The organism is Ktedonobacter sp. SOSP1-52 (assembly GCF_016587395.1).
In genome coordinates this window covers 2,017,908-2,031,254 of record NZ_BNJH01000002.1, presented here as the reverse complement: position 1 = coordinate 2,031,254, position 13,347 = coordinate 2,017,908, and the positions used below count along the sequence as shown (strand labels likewise).

14 protein-coding genes are annotated in these 13,347 nt (G+C 54.8%); 6 read left to right on the top strand and 8 right to left on the bottom strand.

Going from position 1 to position 13,347, the window contains the following annotated elements; genetic code table 11:
- The first annotated feature begins 72 nt into the window (after nt 1-72).
- From JMJ16_RS24215 to JMJ16_RS24205, 3 genes are all read left to right on the top strand, one after another.
- Nucleotides 73-1,506, top strand: coding sequence for a hypothetical protein (locus JMJ16_RS24215; RefSeq protein WP_201385660.1), 1,434 nt, complete (start codon nt 73-75; stop codon nt 1,504-1,506).
- 22 nt (nt 1,507-1,528) lie between these two features.
- Nucleotides 1,529-2,338, top strand: a complete 810-nt coding sequence (locus tag JMJ16_RS24210; protein WP_201385658.1) for a carotenoid biosynthesis protein — start codon at nt 1,529-1,531, stop codon at nt 2,336-2,338.
- 122 nt (nt 2,339-2,460) lie between these two features.
- Nucleotides 2,461-4,050 (top strand): NAD(P)/FAD-dependent oxidoreductase, encoded by a 1,590-nt coding sequence (locus JMJ16_RS24205; protein WP_201385652.1) that lies wholly within the window; start codon nt 2,461-2,463, stop codon nt 4,048-4,050.
- A 254-nt stretch (nt 4,051-4,304) separates the two neighbouring features.
- Here the strand turns inward: JMJ16_RS24205 and JMJ16_RS24200 are convergent, their stop codons facing one another.
- The 4 genes from JMJ16_RS24200 to JMJ16_RS24185 all read right to left on the bottom strand — a co-directional run bounded on the left by JMJ16_RS24200 (nt 4,305) and on the right by JMJ16_RS24185 (nt 7,928).
- Nucleotides 4,305-5,444 (bottom strand): rhomboid family intramembrane serine protease, encoded by a 1,140-nt coding sequence (locus tag JMJ16_RS24200; RefSeq protein WP_236601669.1) that lies wholly within the window; start codon nt 5,442-5,444, stop codon nt 4,305-4,307.
- A 163-nt stretch (nt 5,445-5,607) separates the two neighbouring features.
- Nucleotides 5,608-6,495, bottom strand: coding sequence for a rhomboid family intramembrane serine protease (locus JMJ16_RS24195; RefSeq protein ID WP_201385642.1), 888 nt, complete (start codon nt 6,493-6,495; stop codon nt 5,608-5,610).
- A gap of 140 nt (nt 6,496-6,635) precedes the next feature.
- Nucleotides 6,636-7,283: a MarC family protein gene (locus JMJ16_RS24190; protein ID WP_201369502.1), complete on the bottom strand. Its 648-nt coding sequence runs from the start codon at nt 7,281-7,283 to the stop codon at nt 6,636-6,638.
- Between the two features lie 270 nt (nt 7,284-7,553).
- Nucleotides 7,554-7,928 carry a hypothetical protein gene (locus JMJ16_RS24185; RefSeq protein WP_007911652.1) on the bottom strand — a complete coding sequence of 125 codons (375 nt, stop codon included), beginning with the start codon at nt 7,926-7,928 and terminating at the stop codon, nt 7,554-7,556.
- A gap of 500 nt (nt 7,929-8,428) precedes the next feature.
- Between JMJ16_RS24185 and JMJ16_RS24180 the strand changes: the two genes are divergently transcribed.
- From JMJ16_RS24180 to JMJ16_RS24170, 3 genes are read left to right on the top strand one after another with little or no spacing between them, the layout of a single operon-like run.
- Nucleotides 8,429-8,911 carry a hypothetical protein gene (locus JMJ16_RS24180; RefSeq protein WP_201385641.1) on the top strand — a complete coding sequence of 161 codons (483 nt, stop codon included), beginning with the start codon at nt 8,429-8,431 and terminating at the stop codon, nt 8,909-8,911.
- Nucleotides 8,911-9,501: a hypothetical protein gene (locus JMJ16_RS24175; protein ID WP_201385640.1), complete on the top strand. Its 591-nt coding sequence runs from the start codon at nt 8,911-8,913 to the stop codon at nt 9,499-9,501. The genes JMJ16_RS24180 and JMJ16_RS24175 overlap by 1 nt, the downstream gene beginning before the upstream one ends.
- A complete protein-coding gene (locus JMJ16_RS24170; protein WP_201385638.1) occupies nt 9,485-10,885 on the top strand; it encodes an MFS transporter in 1,401 nt (466 codons plus the stop codon). The genes JMJ16_RS24175 and JMJ16_RS24170 overlap by 17 nt, the downstream gene beginning before the upstream one ends.
- Before the next feature lie 41 nt (nt 10,886-10,926).
- On the opposite strand, the gene tatC is transcribed toward JMJ16_RS24170, so the two are convergent.
- From tatC to JMJ16_RS24150, 4 genes are all read right to left on the bottom strand, one after another.
- Entirely contained in the window at nt 10,927-11,730 is an 804-nt protein-coding gene (gene tatC / locus JMJ16_RS24165) for a twin-arginine translocase subunit TatC (RefSeq protein WP_201385637.1), read from the bottom strand.
- 51 nt (nt 11,731-11,781) lie between these two features.
- On the bottom strand, nt 11,782-12,078 hold the full coding sequence (locus JMJ16_RS24160) for a twin-arginine translocase TatA/TatE family subunit (protein ID WP_201383006.1): 297 nt from the start codon (nt 12,076-12,078) through the stop codon (nt 11,782-11,784).
- 153 nt (nt 12,079-12,231) lie between these two features.
- Nucleotides 12,232-12,525 (bottom strand): hypothetical protein, encoded by a 294-nt coding sequence (locus tag JMJ16_RS24155; protein ID WP_201385632.1) that lies wholly within the window; start codon nt 12,523-12,525, stop codon nt 12,232-12,234.
- Nucleotides 12,518-13,261, bottom strand: a complete 744-nt coding sequence (locus tag JMJ16_RS24150; protein WP_201385630.1) for an RNA polymerase sigma factor — start codon at nt 13,259-13,261, stop codon at nt 12,518-12,520. Before JMJ16_RS24150 ends, JMJ16_RS24155 begins: the two co-directional genes overlap by 8 nt.
- Nucleotides 13,262-13,347: the final 86 nt, after the last annotated feature.

Sequence of the window (13,347 nt, the reverse complement as noted above, 5' to 3'; positions counted from 1 at the left end):
GACTTTCCAGAATAAGGCGCTTTCATGTATACTGATAGACGCTAAGAGATGAGATGTGGAGCAGAAAAAACATTGACGCAGCATATAGATAGTCCGCCTGAAAAGCCACAAGACCACAAGACGCAGCCGACCCCACCACAAGCGATACGCTCGACACGTATCAGCATCGTAACGCTACTGGCACTGGTAAGCCTGCTCTTGATTATTCTAACCGCCCAGCTTTTTATCGCGCTCAACCAGCACGCGCAAATGGCGGCCCAGGAGTCCTCGGCAACGGCAACGGCCAGGGCCAACCAGTTGTTAACACCCAGTCCTACGCCTCAAAGCGACGACAACGGCCTCTTCCAGTTCTCGGGCAAGAATCCGACGGATACCTTGCAAGTGCCTGGAGGTCAGTATGTTGTCTATGAGGCCCAGGATGGCCTATACGCCGTGCAACTGGGTGGAGGCACGCCGCAGAAGCTTGATACTCCGGGGTATACCTATAGCCGCTCGATTCCGCCACGGGTGAATTCCCTTGGGCAGGTCATCTATGTTGGGAATGGTATCTGGCTCAGCGATATCTTTGGTGGAACCTCCAGACAAATCGCGGCTGTGGACAGCAAGCAGGTTGTCACATCGCTGGCGCTCAGCAGCGATGGCCTCTCAATCGCCTGGAGTACGGCTCCTAAAAGCGGTAATGGGAATGTGAGCCTCTACACGGGAGCGTTAGACCATACCAAACTGGTCTATCAACAGGCAAATACGAATTGCCCCTGTTTTCGTGTGTTCTCATTTCTGCCAAATAGAAAGAACCAGGCACCCCAGCAACTGCTCTTGACTGATGATCGCGGTGATCGTCGCTCTACGCAGTATGGCCTCTGGCTGCTAGATCTACCCAGTACGCAGGATGACTCGCTGGCGCAAGACCAAGATCCAAAGAGTTTGCTGACCGACGACGTCTCACAGATGCCCCTCTTGTTGACGCCTGCAAGCAATGCCTTGCTCTACTCAACCTATAGTGGCGTGGTGACTGCACCGACAGATAATAGCGTGCCAGATGATATTGCTGGTCAGAACAATGCCAATAGCCTGGCGATTGCTAACCTGGACGCATCGAAAGCCACGCTGGGAAATGCTCAGATATTCTTGCCTGAACAACATGGTTTAAATAATAATGCCGACTATCACTGGGTCCTCTCGCCACAGGTTTCGCCGGATGGGCTTACGCTGGCCTACGTTATCTTTTCTAGCGATGAGCAGGCTCCCTTTGCGCGTCATAGCGCCTTGTATATGACGCAGATTAATGGCAATGGGAAGCAGGTTCAGGTCGCCAAGCCAGGCGTTCTGGCGATTACGTCCGCACGCTTTGTTGAGTTAGGGCCCTGGGTGAACAACCATATCCTGACAAGCTATGCTGATAATGCCATCTACGCGATGGATGTTACGACCGGCGCTATGAAAACCGTGATCAAGGGGAGCGGCTATATGCGCATTCTCTCGATTGTGCAACGCGGCCCTGAGTAGCAATAAAAGAAGAGTACGTAACATGCGTATATCAGCGATTGGGCGTCATACACGAAGCGCGCCGGGGCCGCTTGTGCTCCGTATTCTCTTCGCTATGTTTTGCCTGCTCTATGTTCTGGCGGTAATTGGGGTGGCATTCGATGTGAAACCACCCTTCCCTATGGATTGGGCGGCGAGCTTTCTCCTCTATCTTGAAGGCGTGCTCCTTCTACTAGCGACTGCCTTCCTCTATGGCAGGCGGAGGGCTGTCCAGGCTGGACTGCTTGTGATTATCCTCTCCTACCTGGCCGAGACCCTGGGCGTTACTACCGGTTTCCCCTTTGGCCGCTATGTGTATACAGCCGTCTTGTTGCCCTCTCTGCCTGGAGGCGTCCCTCTGCCCGTCATGTTTGCCTGGGTGCTGGTGATCTTTGGTGTCTATGGATGGGTACGCTCGCTACGCCCTGGCTTTCGCCTCAGCCTCTTCGACATCCTGGCGGCGGGCACGGCTGCTGTGCTGCTGGATGGCGCAATTGAGCCTGTAGCTGCTCATATCGTTGATTACTGGCGCTGGGCGCCCGTTGGCAGCATCTATTATGGTATTCCCCTGGTGAACTTTGTGAGCTGGTTTGTGCTTGTCTGCCTGCTGGTCTGGCTCACGGATCGTCAGTTCGCGCCCGTCCAGGTCTTCCGGGTTGGGCCTCCCCGCCTGGCTCTGCGCCTTCCGCGCCTCCTCTTTGCTCTAAGTCTCCTGATGTTTTTCCTGATCGACCTGGCGCATGGCTACTATGGTGGCTGCGCTTGCGCCCTGCTGTCGGGACTCATTCTCCTGGCCTATGCGCGACGGCGCTAGCGGTCCGATTACCCATTTAGGCGCTTGGTAAGTATCCTGGTAGATGGATTACCATAATTATGAGGAGCGAGCAGGCCCCAGGCAGCGCCAGGGCGAGAAAATGCCTGCCAGAATAGATAGATATGTCTGAACAGGGAAGAGAAATTATTGTCATAGGCGCAGGCATTGGTGGCCTCTCTGCCGCCATCCACCTGGTCACAAAGGGGCATCGCGTCCATGTGTTGGAGCGCCAGGCCCAGGTCGGCGGCAAACTCAACCTGATTGAGAAGGAGGGCTTTGCCTTTGATACCGGCCCCTCGCTCGTAACCATGCTCCACGTCCTGCGCGAACTCTTCGTGGTTGCCGGTAGGCGTTTAGAAGACTACCTGGAGCTGATCCCTCTGGAGGTCACCTGTCGCTATTTCTATCGGGATGGCGTTGTCTTCAATGCCTGGCGTGACCATGAACTCCTGGCTCAGGAGTTTGCCCGGCTCAATCCCGAGGATGGGGAGGCCTTTCGCCGTTTCTTTGAGCATGCGCGCTCGATCTACGAGGCCGCGGCTGACCCCTTTCTCTACCATAGCCTGGGGAGTCCACTGAATATCGTGCGAACCTTCTGGCACTATGTCTTAAAGGGTCATGAATCAGGCGCGGGCGCTGATGAGTCGCTGAGCAGGCGCTGGCGGGCCGTCATGGCGGCTCTCTCGTCGCGTACGCTGGACCAGGAGGTGCGGCGCTTCTTCCAGGATGAGCATGCGCGCCAGTTCTTTGCGCGCTATGCGACCTATAATGGTTCCTCGCCCTACCAGGTGGCCGCAGTCTACAGCCTGATTCCCTATGTCGAGATGGCAGATGGAGGTTGGTATCCGCGTGGGGGAATGTATAGTATCGCGCGGGCGCTGGAGAAACTGGCCCGCGAACTGGGTGTCACACTTGAGACCAATTGCGAGGTAAAACGTATCCAGGTCTCAGTGCGTCGCAAACTCACGCGTTCACGTCCAGAGGTGCGAGGCATCGTACTGGCTGATGGCCGGGTGCTTCACTGCGATGCCGTCGTCGCCAATAGCGATGTCGTGACCACACACTCTCAACTGCTTTCGCCCGCTGTGCAAAAGCAGGCAACCCTGTGTAAGCTTACAAAGCTTGAGCCATCCTGCTCCGGTTTCGTCTTGCTACTGGGAACAGACAAGACCTATCCTGACCTGGAGCACCACAACATTTTCTTCTCCGATGACTACCAGGCTGAGTTCGCTGACCTCTTCGAGAAGCGTGTGCCCATCCAGAATCCCACTATCTATATCTGTGCCACCACGCGCACTGATCCAACGCAGGCCCCTCCAGGAGGCGAAAACCTGTTTATTCTCGTGAACGCGCCCTATCTGACTGAGGCCATAGATTGGCAGCGCGAGGCGCCAGCCTATCGCGAGCGTATTCTGGACCTGCTTGCCAGCTACAAACAGGTTGACCTGAGCGACCTGCGCGAACACATTGTCTGTGAAGAGATGCTCACGCCCGAGTACTTCTGGCAGAAATATGGCTCAAATGCTGGCTCAATCTACGGCCTTTCCTCCAACGATCGCATGGCTCCCTTTACGCGTCCCGGCAACTGCTCTCCTGAGGTTGAGCGCCTTTACTTTGTGGGCGGGAGCACCCATCCCGGCGGCGGCATACCCCTGGTCATGCTCTCCGGCCGTATCGTCGCCGAACTTGTGGATGAGCGTGTGAATGGATAGTGTAGAAAGAAGGGCGGAAGAATGTGGAAGCCGAGCAGGGGGGTAAAGGGCATGGATAGATCATCCCGGCCACGCTCAACGGCGACAACTCTGGAACGTGGGCAGGACTTTTGTGACTCAGCCGGGTCACAGCGAGATTGCAAGCTCGACTTCCTACTATTAAGTTTAACGTGAGCGGCAACAAGCAAAGGGCGAAAAAAGAGGGGAAGCATCTCTCAAGATGCTTCCCCTTGTCTCTTGTTGGGTGGTAGCTGCTAGAAGAGGTTGCGGCGCTGACGTGGAGCCAGCAGGACCGCGATGATCAGGCCACCGACGATGCTGGCGATTAGCCCATAGACCAGGGTTAGTTGCCCCTGGGCAAAGGCGATATTCAACACGATGTTGAGGACTGCGAATATCAGCCATTGCTGGAACGCGCCCTGACCAAAGCCACCCAGGGATTTGCGGTTGATAAAGTAGAAGCCACCCAGGGCCCCAAAGATGCCAAAGACGGCATAGGTCATGCCTGGGACAAGGCTGCCTGTAAAGTACTGATCGACAAGGATACCGATAAGTCCGGATGCCAGGTAGATGACGATATAGCGCCACTTGCCGAAGAGTACCTCGACGGCTCGCCCGACAAAGAAGAGCGAGATGAGGTTGATGGCGAGCTGTATGAGACTGCCCGTGAGGAAGATGGCAGCCACATACGTGAGAGGATTTGCCCCACTAAAGGTAACAACACCTGTAGAAACGAGGAGAAGGGCGATGATACTGAGCGCGACAATGGTATTTGTTACCAGGCCGGGCATCTGGTTTATCATGAAGCGCGTGCGAATCATACGACGCTGCATCCCATTCGGGCGTGACCAGGTGGGGATGGACTCTCTGTTGGCTCCAATCGCCGCATTGGTAGGAAGTACAGTTGGCTGGACAGACTGCTTGGCTGGCTCGGGTGGCGTGAGTGGCTCAACATTGGGGAAGCAGTGCTCGAAGCGTCCACCATAGGAGAGGCGTGCTGCGCGTGCGCGTGCCAGGTTGGCGTCATAGGTCTGTCCCATGGCGCGTAGCAGGTGTGAGCGTAGCGCATGCGCATAGGCGATGCCCGGGCCCTCACTGATGACGGCATCGACACTCTGAAGTGCGCGCTCGAAGCGTCGATCAAGGAGGTCGAGCAGGGCCTGTGCCAGGTGGGATTCCTGTCCACCAGCGGGCTGTAGCTCCTGCACGCGGCGGCAGGCCATCTGTACCACGCCATAACTCCCCAGTCCCAGGTTGGCTTCCGCCAGGCCCAGGTGAATCATCGGGTTATCAGACTCGAGCTGAGCGCCGTGTGCATAGGCGATGGCGGCCTCACGTGGGTGACCTTGAGCCAGGGCTTGCTTACCCTGTTCCAGGTATGTCTGTATATCCATTTGTGCTTCCACAAGAATCCTCCAAAAAGAACCAGCAAGGGTAGGCGAGAAGGTATTTCCTCCTTATACGAAAACCAATCCCCATTTGGAGACAAGCGAAAGCGGCGCCGCGTCCCCGAATGGGGGCGGCTAGCGCGCTCAGGTTTTCGAAAGGTACTTCTCGTTATACTTTTGTCCCTACTAGATATAGGGAAATGACTGTAAGTATCAGTGTACCTAAGATTGTCAACAGGGCCAAGGGCCAGCGCTTTGTCAGGCTGTGGCGGTCGACGACGGTATAGGGTGATGAACTGCGATAAAGCGGGCTAAACCACAATCCCAGAAGGAAGCCACTTATTAAGCCGCCAAAGTGAGCATAGTTATCGACATTTGCGATCATAAAGCCCACACCGAGATTGATCCCAATGATAACGATGAGATAAAGAATCGAGAAGAGACCACCAAAGGGAAAGGCGCGTCGATGGGTAATCACAAAGATACTAAAGACGCCCACCAGGCCAAAGATAGCTCCCGAGGCCCCCAGGCTAACCTCCTCTGGCGCGAAATAGAAGCTCGCGAGAACACTAATAATACCAGTGATGATGTAGAGAAACAGGTAGCGCGTATGACCAAGCAAACGCTCCAGGAAGATACCTAACATCAGCAGGTTCAACATGTTAAGCCCCAGGTGCAGGAGGTTCGCATGGAGAAACATGGGTGTCAAGAAGCGCCAGTACTCATGTTGCTGCACGATGGCCGGATTATATTTGGCCCCATAATCGATCAGAACCTGCGTGAGCGAGGCGTCGTCTGCCGGCTGAATCGAGATCGCGTTGGCCCAGACATGTGTAAGGATTGTCTGCCAGCTATGAGCACCGGCAGCAAGTGCCGCCTTGTACGCGGTGAGCATCCAGAGGAGGCTCATGCCCAGAACAAGCAGCCAGGTCACCCAGGCTATCTTATCGAGGCCACGGCGAGACTGGTAGCTGGAAAGGGCCACCTGGTAGCTCAGGCGATCACGCGCTGTAGGCGTGGTGGCTGGCTGCTGCTGCTGTTGCGGACTGATCTTCAAGCATTCCTCGTGTCTATGGCTGCATCTCTACTTCTATATATCGTAACGTTTGGGCTTATTATTAGATACGAACGGGCGCCTCAATAGTCGCAACCTGGCTGAAGGGAGCAAAGATGGCAGGACCTCTTTACCCAGACCTCTTACTTGATAAAGCCGCTGGTGTGGGCAAAGGTGGTTACACCATTCAGCACAAATTGTATGGCCAGGGCTGCTAGCAGAATGCCCAGAATGCGGGAGAAGACCATAATGCCGGTACGCCCAACGCGCTGAATGATCCAGGAACTGCTGCGCATGGCAACCCAGGCCAGGGCCAGGGCACTGGCAATCGCCAGAAAGACCGATAGGAGCAACATTGGCTGTGTCGAGGCCTGTCCTACATAGAGAATCGTCGTGGCAATGGTTCCAGGACCAGCGATCAGGGGAATAGCAAGAGGGAAGACGCTGATATCCTCACGGGTCATGGCCTCTTCCTCTTCTTCCTTGGTCTCGCGTGCCCCTGAGGGGCGACCAAAGAGCATATCGATAGCGACCATAAAGAGCAGGACGCCACCCGCGATATTAAACGCATAGAGCGAGATTCCCAGGCGGTCCAGCAGAAAGCGACCAACAATAGCGAAGAAGGCAATAATTGCGGCACTGATTAAGGTGGCACGGGCGATAACTACCTTGCGCTGGGCCTGTGAGAGGTGGGAGGTGAGGCCAACAAAGACGGGAGCCAGACCAACGGGATCGATAATAGTCAAAAAAGTCACGAAAGCACTAATCGTAAAAGTAATGAGCGTAGGCACAGAAAACCTCTAGACCTTCGTATTGCGAGTTAAGATTGGAAAAGAGTGCATAAAATAGGGTGGAAGACTACCTTAGTCGAGCTTATTTCTGCGCTTGAATTATATCATATATATAAATTATGTAAACACTACGCTGAGGAGCGTGGTCTCTTGCGCCTGTGGCGCTCGCTTGTATAGTGGATGTGGTGCATGCTCACGGCCCCAGGGCCGTGAGCATGCACCACATCCACTATACAAAAACCTTGCCAAAAACCTTGCGCATCAGGTACACTACCTGGCTGCTGCATAGCGACGTGAACGGTGGCTGCGTTTATGCCAGAGTGGGTAGGTGACCAGGTGCCAGAGCACAATCAGCAAGAGCGCACCCAGCAGGGCTTTTAAGAGGGGAATATCGTGGAAGACATAGTCTATGGGCAGGCTAAAGTGAAACACCTCAGTCGCCAGCCATGTCCCGACCAGGCCCGCAACGAAAGCGCCAAAAATGCCGTAGGGGAGACGCCAGCCAACGATAAATTCCGCGATCAGCCCAATGAGCAGGGCCACGCCCCAGACAATCAGCGTCCCAATCGTGATCTCGATATGATATCCTAGCACGTCACCCGTCATAATGACGGAATCCGCAAGGGGCAGCAGCAAAATTCCCATGTTTTCTAGAAAACCTCCTCCAGGTTTTGTAAGGGCGACATCTCCTAAAGAGTTTGCCAATAATGATATATATCAGCGCTGGGCGCGTCGAGAATGCGATGAAATTGAGGAGTTAAATCCTCTCCTCTCTAGTACGGATGGGTATGGCAAAAAGATACGCCAAAAGCCGCAGATGAATGGTGTATCCACAAAATTAGATGCGAACAAAAAAGAGTCGAACGCATACATCCAGCAAAATTGTAGGGGCAGAGCTTACTCAGCCTTCTCTCGCGTGCCAAAAGGTAGAGATTAATGGTGGATGCATGAAGAAGATGGCGAAATTGTAGACGCAGACGGCATCCTGTGCGTATATAAGGGTAGGAGTAGTTTTTGTCCAGGGGCAATCCTGATAGGTAGTAAAAGCTATTGCCCCGATTGTGATCGATAACTCGCGTTTAAACACGTTCAGTTCGTGCGTTATAATGAAAAAGAACTACTGAAGATTTTTATGGGAGGCCACTATGCGGGGTGCAATAAAGACTGTGCTGATCGTGGGCGTCGTAATACTTGTGGCAATCATCTTGTTTATTATTGCGGCGGCCTATTTTGGGTGGCTGTTAGAGGCGCTTTACATTATCCTGATGATTCTGGCCGCGTTCCTGGTGTTCGCGACGTTCATGCAGATCTACTCGGTCTTCTCACTCATTGGAACGATCAAAACTATACGTGATGAGGCTAAACCGCTCGTCTCTTCTCTACAGGAGACCGTTAGCATTGTACAGGATACAGCCAAAACTGCCGGACATACGGCCTCGGTCGTTGGAACTGTCTCGAATCTGGCCAGCGATCTGATTGTCGCACCTGGTGTGCGCGCGGCCGCGGGTGCAGTTGCCGCGGGTGAGATGGTCAAAGTGTTCTTTGGTAAAGGGAGCAAGCGGAGTAAATACGAAGAGCGCCTGAACCAGCAGCGGGAGGCTATGCAGGCGAGCGCGGGAGGTGACTAATGTTTCTAGTCCTTGGAGTCAATCCCATCCTGGAGATGGGGGGGCGCATCGCGGCCATCATCATCTGCCTGTTTGCCTTTGTGTTCATTATCGTCTCAGTGGCTTTGAACTTTGCTATGGCCTGGGGACTAAGCCTGCTGCGCGAGAAGGTGAACGTGGTACAGAAGGTGCGCCCGGAAGTGGAGAGTGTCAACCAGGCGACCATGCGTGCCAGGCAGGGCTTGCCGCCTGACGAGAACGAGAGCGCGCTTGCGCGTACCGTGGCGAAGGTTCCCGCGGGCGTGCAGAAGGTCGACACAAAGACGGTACAGCTCGCCGATAAAGCGGCGAAGGGCCTCATCGAGGCGCGTGCGCGTACCGTGCAGGCACAGACCATCTTGAAGGCCTTCTTCCTTCCCGGTCTGATGCGACGCGAGACGCTTGCTCAGGAGGAGGCTCGTGTCGATGCGGCTGGCCTGGAGTTTAAGAGTCCCGGCTATCGTATGTTGATGGAAGAGCAGGCACCTGAAGTTCCAATCGAGGCAAGCAATGGCGAGGGAGCGCGTCAACGTATGGAGGCACAACAACTGCGTAATGTCACTACTCGTTGAGTACCTGCGGCAGTTTGGTCGCTTTCAGCGCAACGCGCGCCTGTATCTGATTAGCAACGCCTTGAGTGGTATGACGCTCGGCATTATCCAGGTTCTCTATAATCTCTACCTGGTCTCACTCGGCTATAAAACTGATTTTGTAGGACTGGTATTGTTTATGACGACGGTGGGAGCAGGCCTGGCTATCTTCCCCGCCGGCCTCTGTATTGATCGCTTTGGAAGTAAGGCCATCCTGATCTGGGCCAGTGTCGCGGTGGGCGTGGCGGGGACGGGACAGTTTCTGTTGCGCCAACCGCCATTCTTGCTGTGTAGCGGCTTTATCGCGGGTGTGGCGGGCGCCTTTATCCTTGTTGTCAATGCGCCTTTCCTGACACAGAATAGCTCAAGCTCCGAGCGCTCCCTGCTCTTCAGCTTTACGATTGTTGTGACCCTGATTACGACCGTGCTGGGTGAGCTGCTGGGAGGCGTACTCCCGGTCTGGCTGCGCGCCAGTACCTGGCTGATGGGAGCCTGGCCCGCGTGGCTAGAGGCCGTTCTGGCACACCAACCAGAGGCACGCGCCTATCAACTCTCACTCCTCTTCGCTGGTCTCATTGCCGTCCCAAGCTTTATCCCCCTTTTCCTGCTGAGCAATGATCGCCCAACTCGTGTGTCTGAGCGAAAAGGCGCTATAACGCGTCTGAACCCCCCTGAAAAGAGGCATAAGCCATTGATGGTCAGCCAGGCGAAGCAAACGCTCCAGCGCTGGCGTGAGAGCGATATACGAGGCTTGTTACATAGACCCCTGGTTGTACTGGTGCTGGTGCAGGCGCTGATTGGTTTTGGAGCAGGCCTCTTTATCCCTTATTTCAATCTCTATTTTGTCCATTTCCTGGGTGCCTCGCCCGCGCTCTTTGGCACCATCGATGGTGGAGCGAACGCCCTCAACGCCGTGCTTACCCTGGTCGCGCCTCTCCTGGTGCTGCGGATCGGCCGTGTCAATACCGTGGTTGCTACACGCCTTGCTAGCCTCCCCGTTTTACTCGTGATTAGCCTTGTGATCTTTCTCCCCTTGATCGCCCCGCTCTACTTGTTGCGCCAGGGTTTGATGGATATGGGCAATGGTGTCTTCCAGGCCTTCTCAATGGAGGCCGTTCCCCATAGGCGACGTGGAGTTGCCAACAGCATCTACCAGGCAGCCTTCTATATCGCGAATGCTCTGGCGACGCCTATTGGGGGCTTCTTAATCGCACGCAGTGGCTACCGCCCGGTATTTCTTATAGCAATAGTACTCTATACTGTCTCTGTTTTTATACTCTGGGGACGCTTTGGGCGCGGGGTTGGTGAGCGCCTGCTGATTGATGTGAGCGAGCAGGATCAGCGGGAAGAAGTTCTGGTCAAGTAAACAACAAGGGCGCCGATCAGGCGCCCTTGTTGTTTACCCTCTTATTTTTTGGCGAAGACGCGAATGAAGACGATAGACAATTCATAGAGGCAGGACATTGTTATACCCAGGATGATGGGACTATATACGTCCGCTCCCGGCGTGATGAAGCAGGAGGCGATCCACATGCCCACGTGGGCAGTTGAGCGCCGCTTCTTCAGCATATTCGAGTCTACAATGCCCACCAGGGCCAGGAAGGTCAACACGAGAGGAATCTCGAAGACGATGCCAAAGGCCAGCATAAAGTACGTGATAAAGGTAAAGTAACTATCTGCCGTGACTATCTCGGTAAACATATCCGATGAGAACTGGACCAGGAACTCCAGGGGATAGCGAATAGTCACATATCCCAGCGAGATGCCCGCGACAAAGAGCACGATACCAATCAGAATAAAGGGTACGGCATGCTTCTTCTCATGCTTATAGAGTCCAGGGGCGATAAAGGCCCAGGTCTGGTAGAGAAGAACTGGTATTGAGAGCAGGATGCCTACCGCGAGCGAGATGAGCAGTGTGACAGTAAAGCCTTCTGCGATCCCCGTCACCGCGATCCTGCCACCACCAAGTACATCTGATGCTTTTGGCAAGGGCGCGGACAGGAAGTGAATAATTTGCACACGGAAGATGAAGGCGATGACTGAAAAGATCACAACGGAGATCAGGCTCTTGAAGATGCGCTTGCGCAGCTCCTCCAGGTGCTCGATCAAGGTCATAGCCGATTCCGCCAGTTCATCATCAACATCTTCCGTGTCTTCGCTCACGTATGTGGATAGTTTACGTTCCTGCTGGTCTAGATTGCTAGTTGCCATGTACACTCCCAGGCAGGTTTTTTAGAAGACGACATTCGTGCTTGGAAACCGCTAAACCTCGGCATCGACCGAGTGGCTCGCGGCCTCCTGGGCGTTCAAAGCAGCTTTACGTGCGGCAATCTCACGCTCAAGTGCCTCGATGTCCATGGCATCAACGCCCTTCGACTCGACGGGTTTGACCTCTTCCTTCTCTTCTTTGGGAGCGCCAATTTCGCTCATGCCCTTCTTGAACTCCTGAATGCTCTTACCGATAGCGGAACCCATCTCGGGGAGGCGCTTGGGGCCGAAGACCAGGAGGGCGACGACGACGACGATAACTAGTGTAAGTGGATGTACTCCAAATGGCATGATGGTAGGTCCTTTCTGGACTAAGATGGTAACGCGAAAAATACAATCAATTGTATGCTCAGGCTCAAATCTCATACAAGATTCGAGCGTACAGTAACAAGCGTAAGGTCGTGTCTGCCCTGACGCGCTAGGAGCGAGACCAGCCTGTGGAGGCTAGTAGGCCGCCCGTGGTTGCGTCGTCGCATCGTGACCGAAGAACCTCGTGTCAAGTTGCTGAACGCCTTCCAGTGCCAGGCCTACGAGGCCCGCGCTGGCGGTGCTAAAGGTTACGGCGCGCAGGATCTGGCGACGCGTCATAAGACGCGCCTGGCGTGTTGGTAAGAGCGCCGGTTCTTGTACTTTCTCCTGGTGCAGTGCATGTACCAGGCGTTGCTCAAGTCCCGAGGGCCTGGGCGCTGTTGGACCATAGTGGCGTAGTAGCAGTGTTTCTGCGGTATCGTTATGCATAGCTACTCCGATGTGTCGCAGGTTGGGCGTTGAGCGAGAGATGATAGGGCTTATGTACTTGCGTAGATGGTCCTATGTTCTCTCTGGCAGTGGAGGCGGCGCTGGTCGTGATTGGCTCTGAAGTCCCAGGCGTCTCTACAAGTTTCTCATCGCTTTCATAGGCGTAGAGCTGTTGAAACTGCTTGCGGGCGCGGGCGAGGCGCTGGCGTACGGCTGGCTCTTTTAGTTCAAGCAGATCGGCGATCTGGGCGGTGGTCAGGCCGCCAACGATAGAGAGCAGCAGGCAGGCCCGTAGAGGCTCTGCCAGGCGCGCCAGGACGCGCTGTACGGCGTCGCGCTCGGCGATGATGTCAGCCGGATCATCAGATGCATGCGTTCCCAGTCCTGAAGGCTGAAGAGGCGCGGCCTGCTCGCTGACCGTTTCGCTACTCGCCGTCTCCGCCTGGCGACCTTCGAGCATATGTGAGAAGGGGACAAAGCTTAGTATCTTGCGGCGGCGATGGTGCATGCGAACCGTATTCAGCGCAATACGCAGGAGCCAGGCCTTAGGTTGGAAGTGGTCTCCACTCGCGCGACGAGCGGCATCTATCCCACGCAGAGCCTGGTGAAAGGTGTCCTGGGTCAGGTCCTGACTCTCTTCCCAATCATTGGTCATGCCATAGATGGTATGAAAGACCAGGGCGCTGTACTCATGAATAAGCGCTTCTATAGCCTTGGCGGTAGGCGTCGTATCCACACAGATAACTCTCTCAACAAATGGACGATAGCAAAGAAACGTTTCTTACCGGGAGCCGTGTATCTGAACTATTGCCAGGTTTACAC

Bases quoted from the DNA above. Each gene is read 5' to 3' on its own strand.
- JMJ16_RS24210 (WP_201385658.1), top strand. From the start codon at position 1,529: ATGCGTATATCAGCGATTGGGCGTCATACACGAAGCGCGCCGGGGCCG.
- JMJ16_RS24205 (WP_201385652.1), top strand. From the start codon at position 2,461: ATGTCTGAACAGGGAAGAGAAATTATTGTCATAGGCGCAGGCATTGGT.
- JMJ16_RS24200 (WP_236601669.1), bottom strand. From the start codon at position 5,444: ATGGATATACAGACATACCTGGAACAGGGTAAGCAAGCCCTGGCTCAA.
- JMJ16_RS24185 (WP_007911652.1), bottom strand. From the start codon at position 7,928: ATGGGAATTTTGCTGCTGCCCCTTGCGGATTCCGTCATTATGACGGGT.
- JMJ16_RS24180 (WP_201385641.1), top strand. From the start codon at position 8,429: ATGCGGGGTGCAATAAAGACTGTGCTGATCGTGGGCGTCGTAATACTT.
- JMJ16_RS24175 (WP_201385640.1), top strand. From the start codon at position 8,911: ATGTTTCTAGTCCTTGGAGTCAATCCCATCCTGGAGATGGGGGGGCGC.
- JMJ16_RS24170 (WP_201385638.1), top strand. From the start codon at position 9,485: ATGTCACTACTCGTTGAGTACCTGCGGCAGTTTGGTCGCTTTCAGCGC.
- tatC (WP_201385637.1), bottom strand. From the start codon at position 11,730: ATGGCAACTAGCAATCTAGACCAGCAGGAACGTAAACTATCCACATAC.
- JMJ16_RS24160 (WP_201383006.1), bottom strand. From the start codon at position 12,078: ATGCCATTTGGAGTACATCCACTTACACTAGTTATCGTCGTCGTCGTC.
- JMJ16_RS24155 (WP_201385632.1), bottom strand. From the start codon at position 12,525: ATGCATAACGATACCGCAGAAACACTGCTACTACGCCACTATGGTCCA.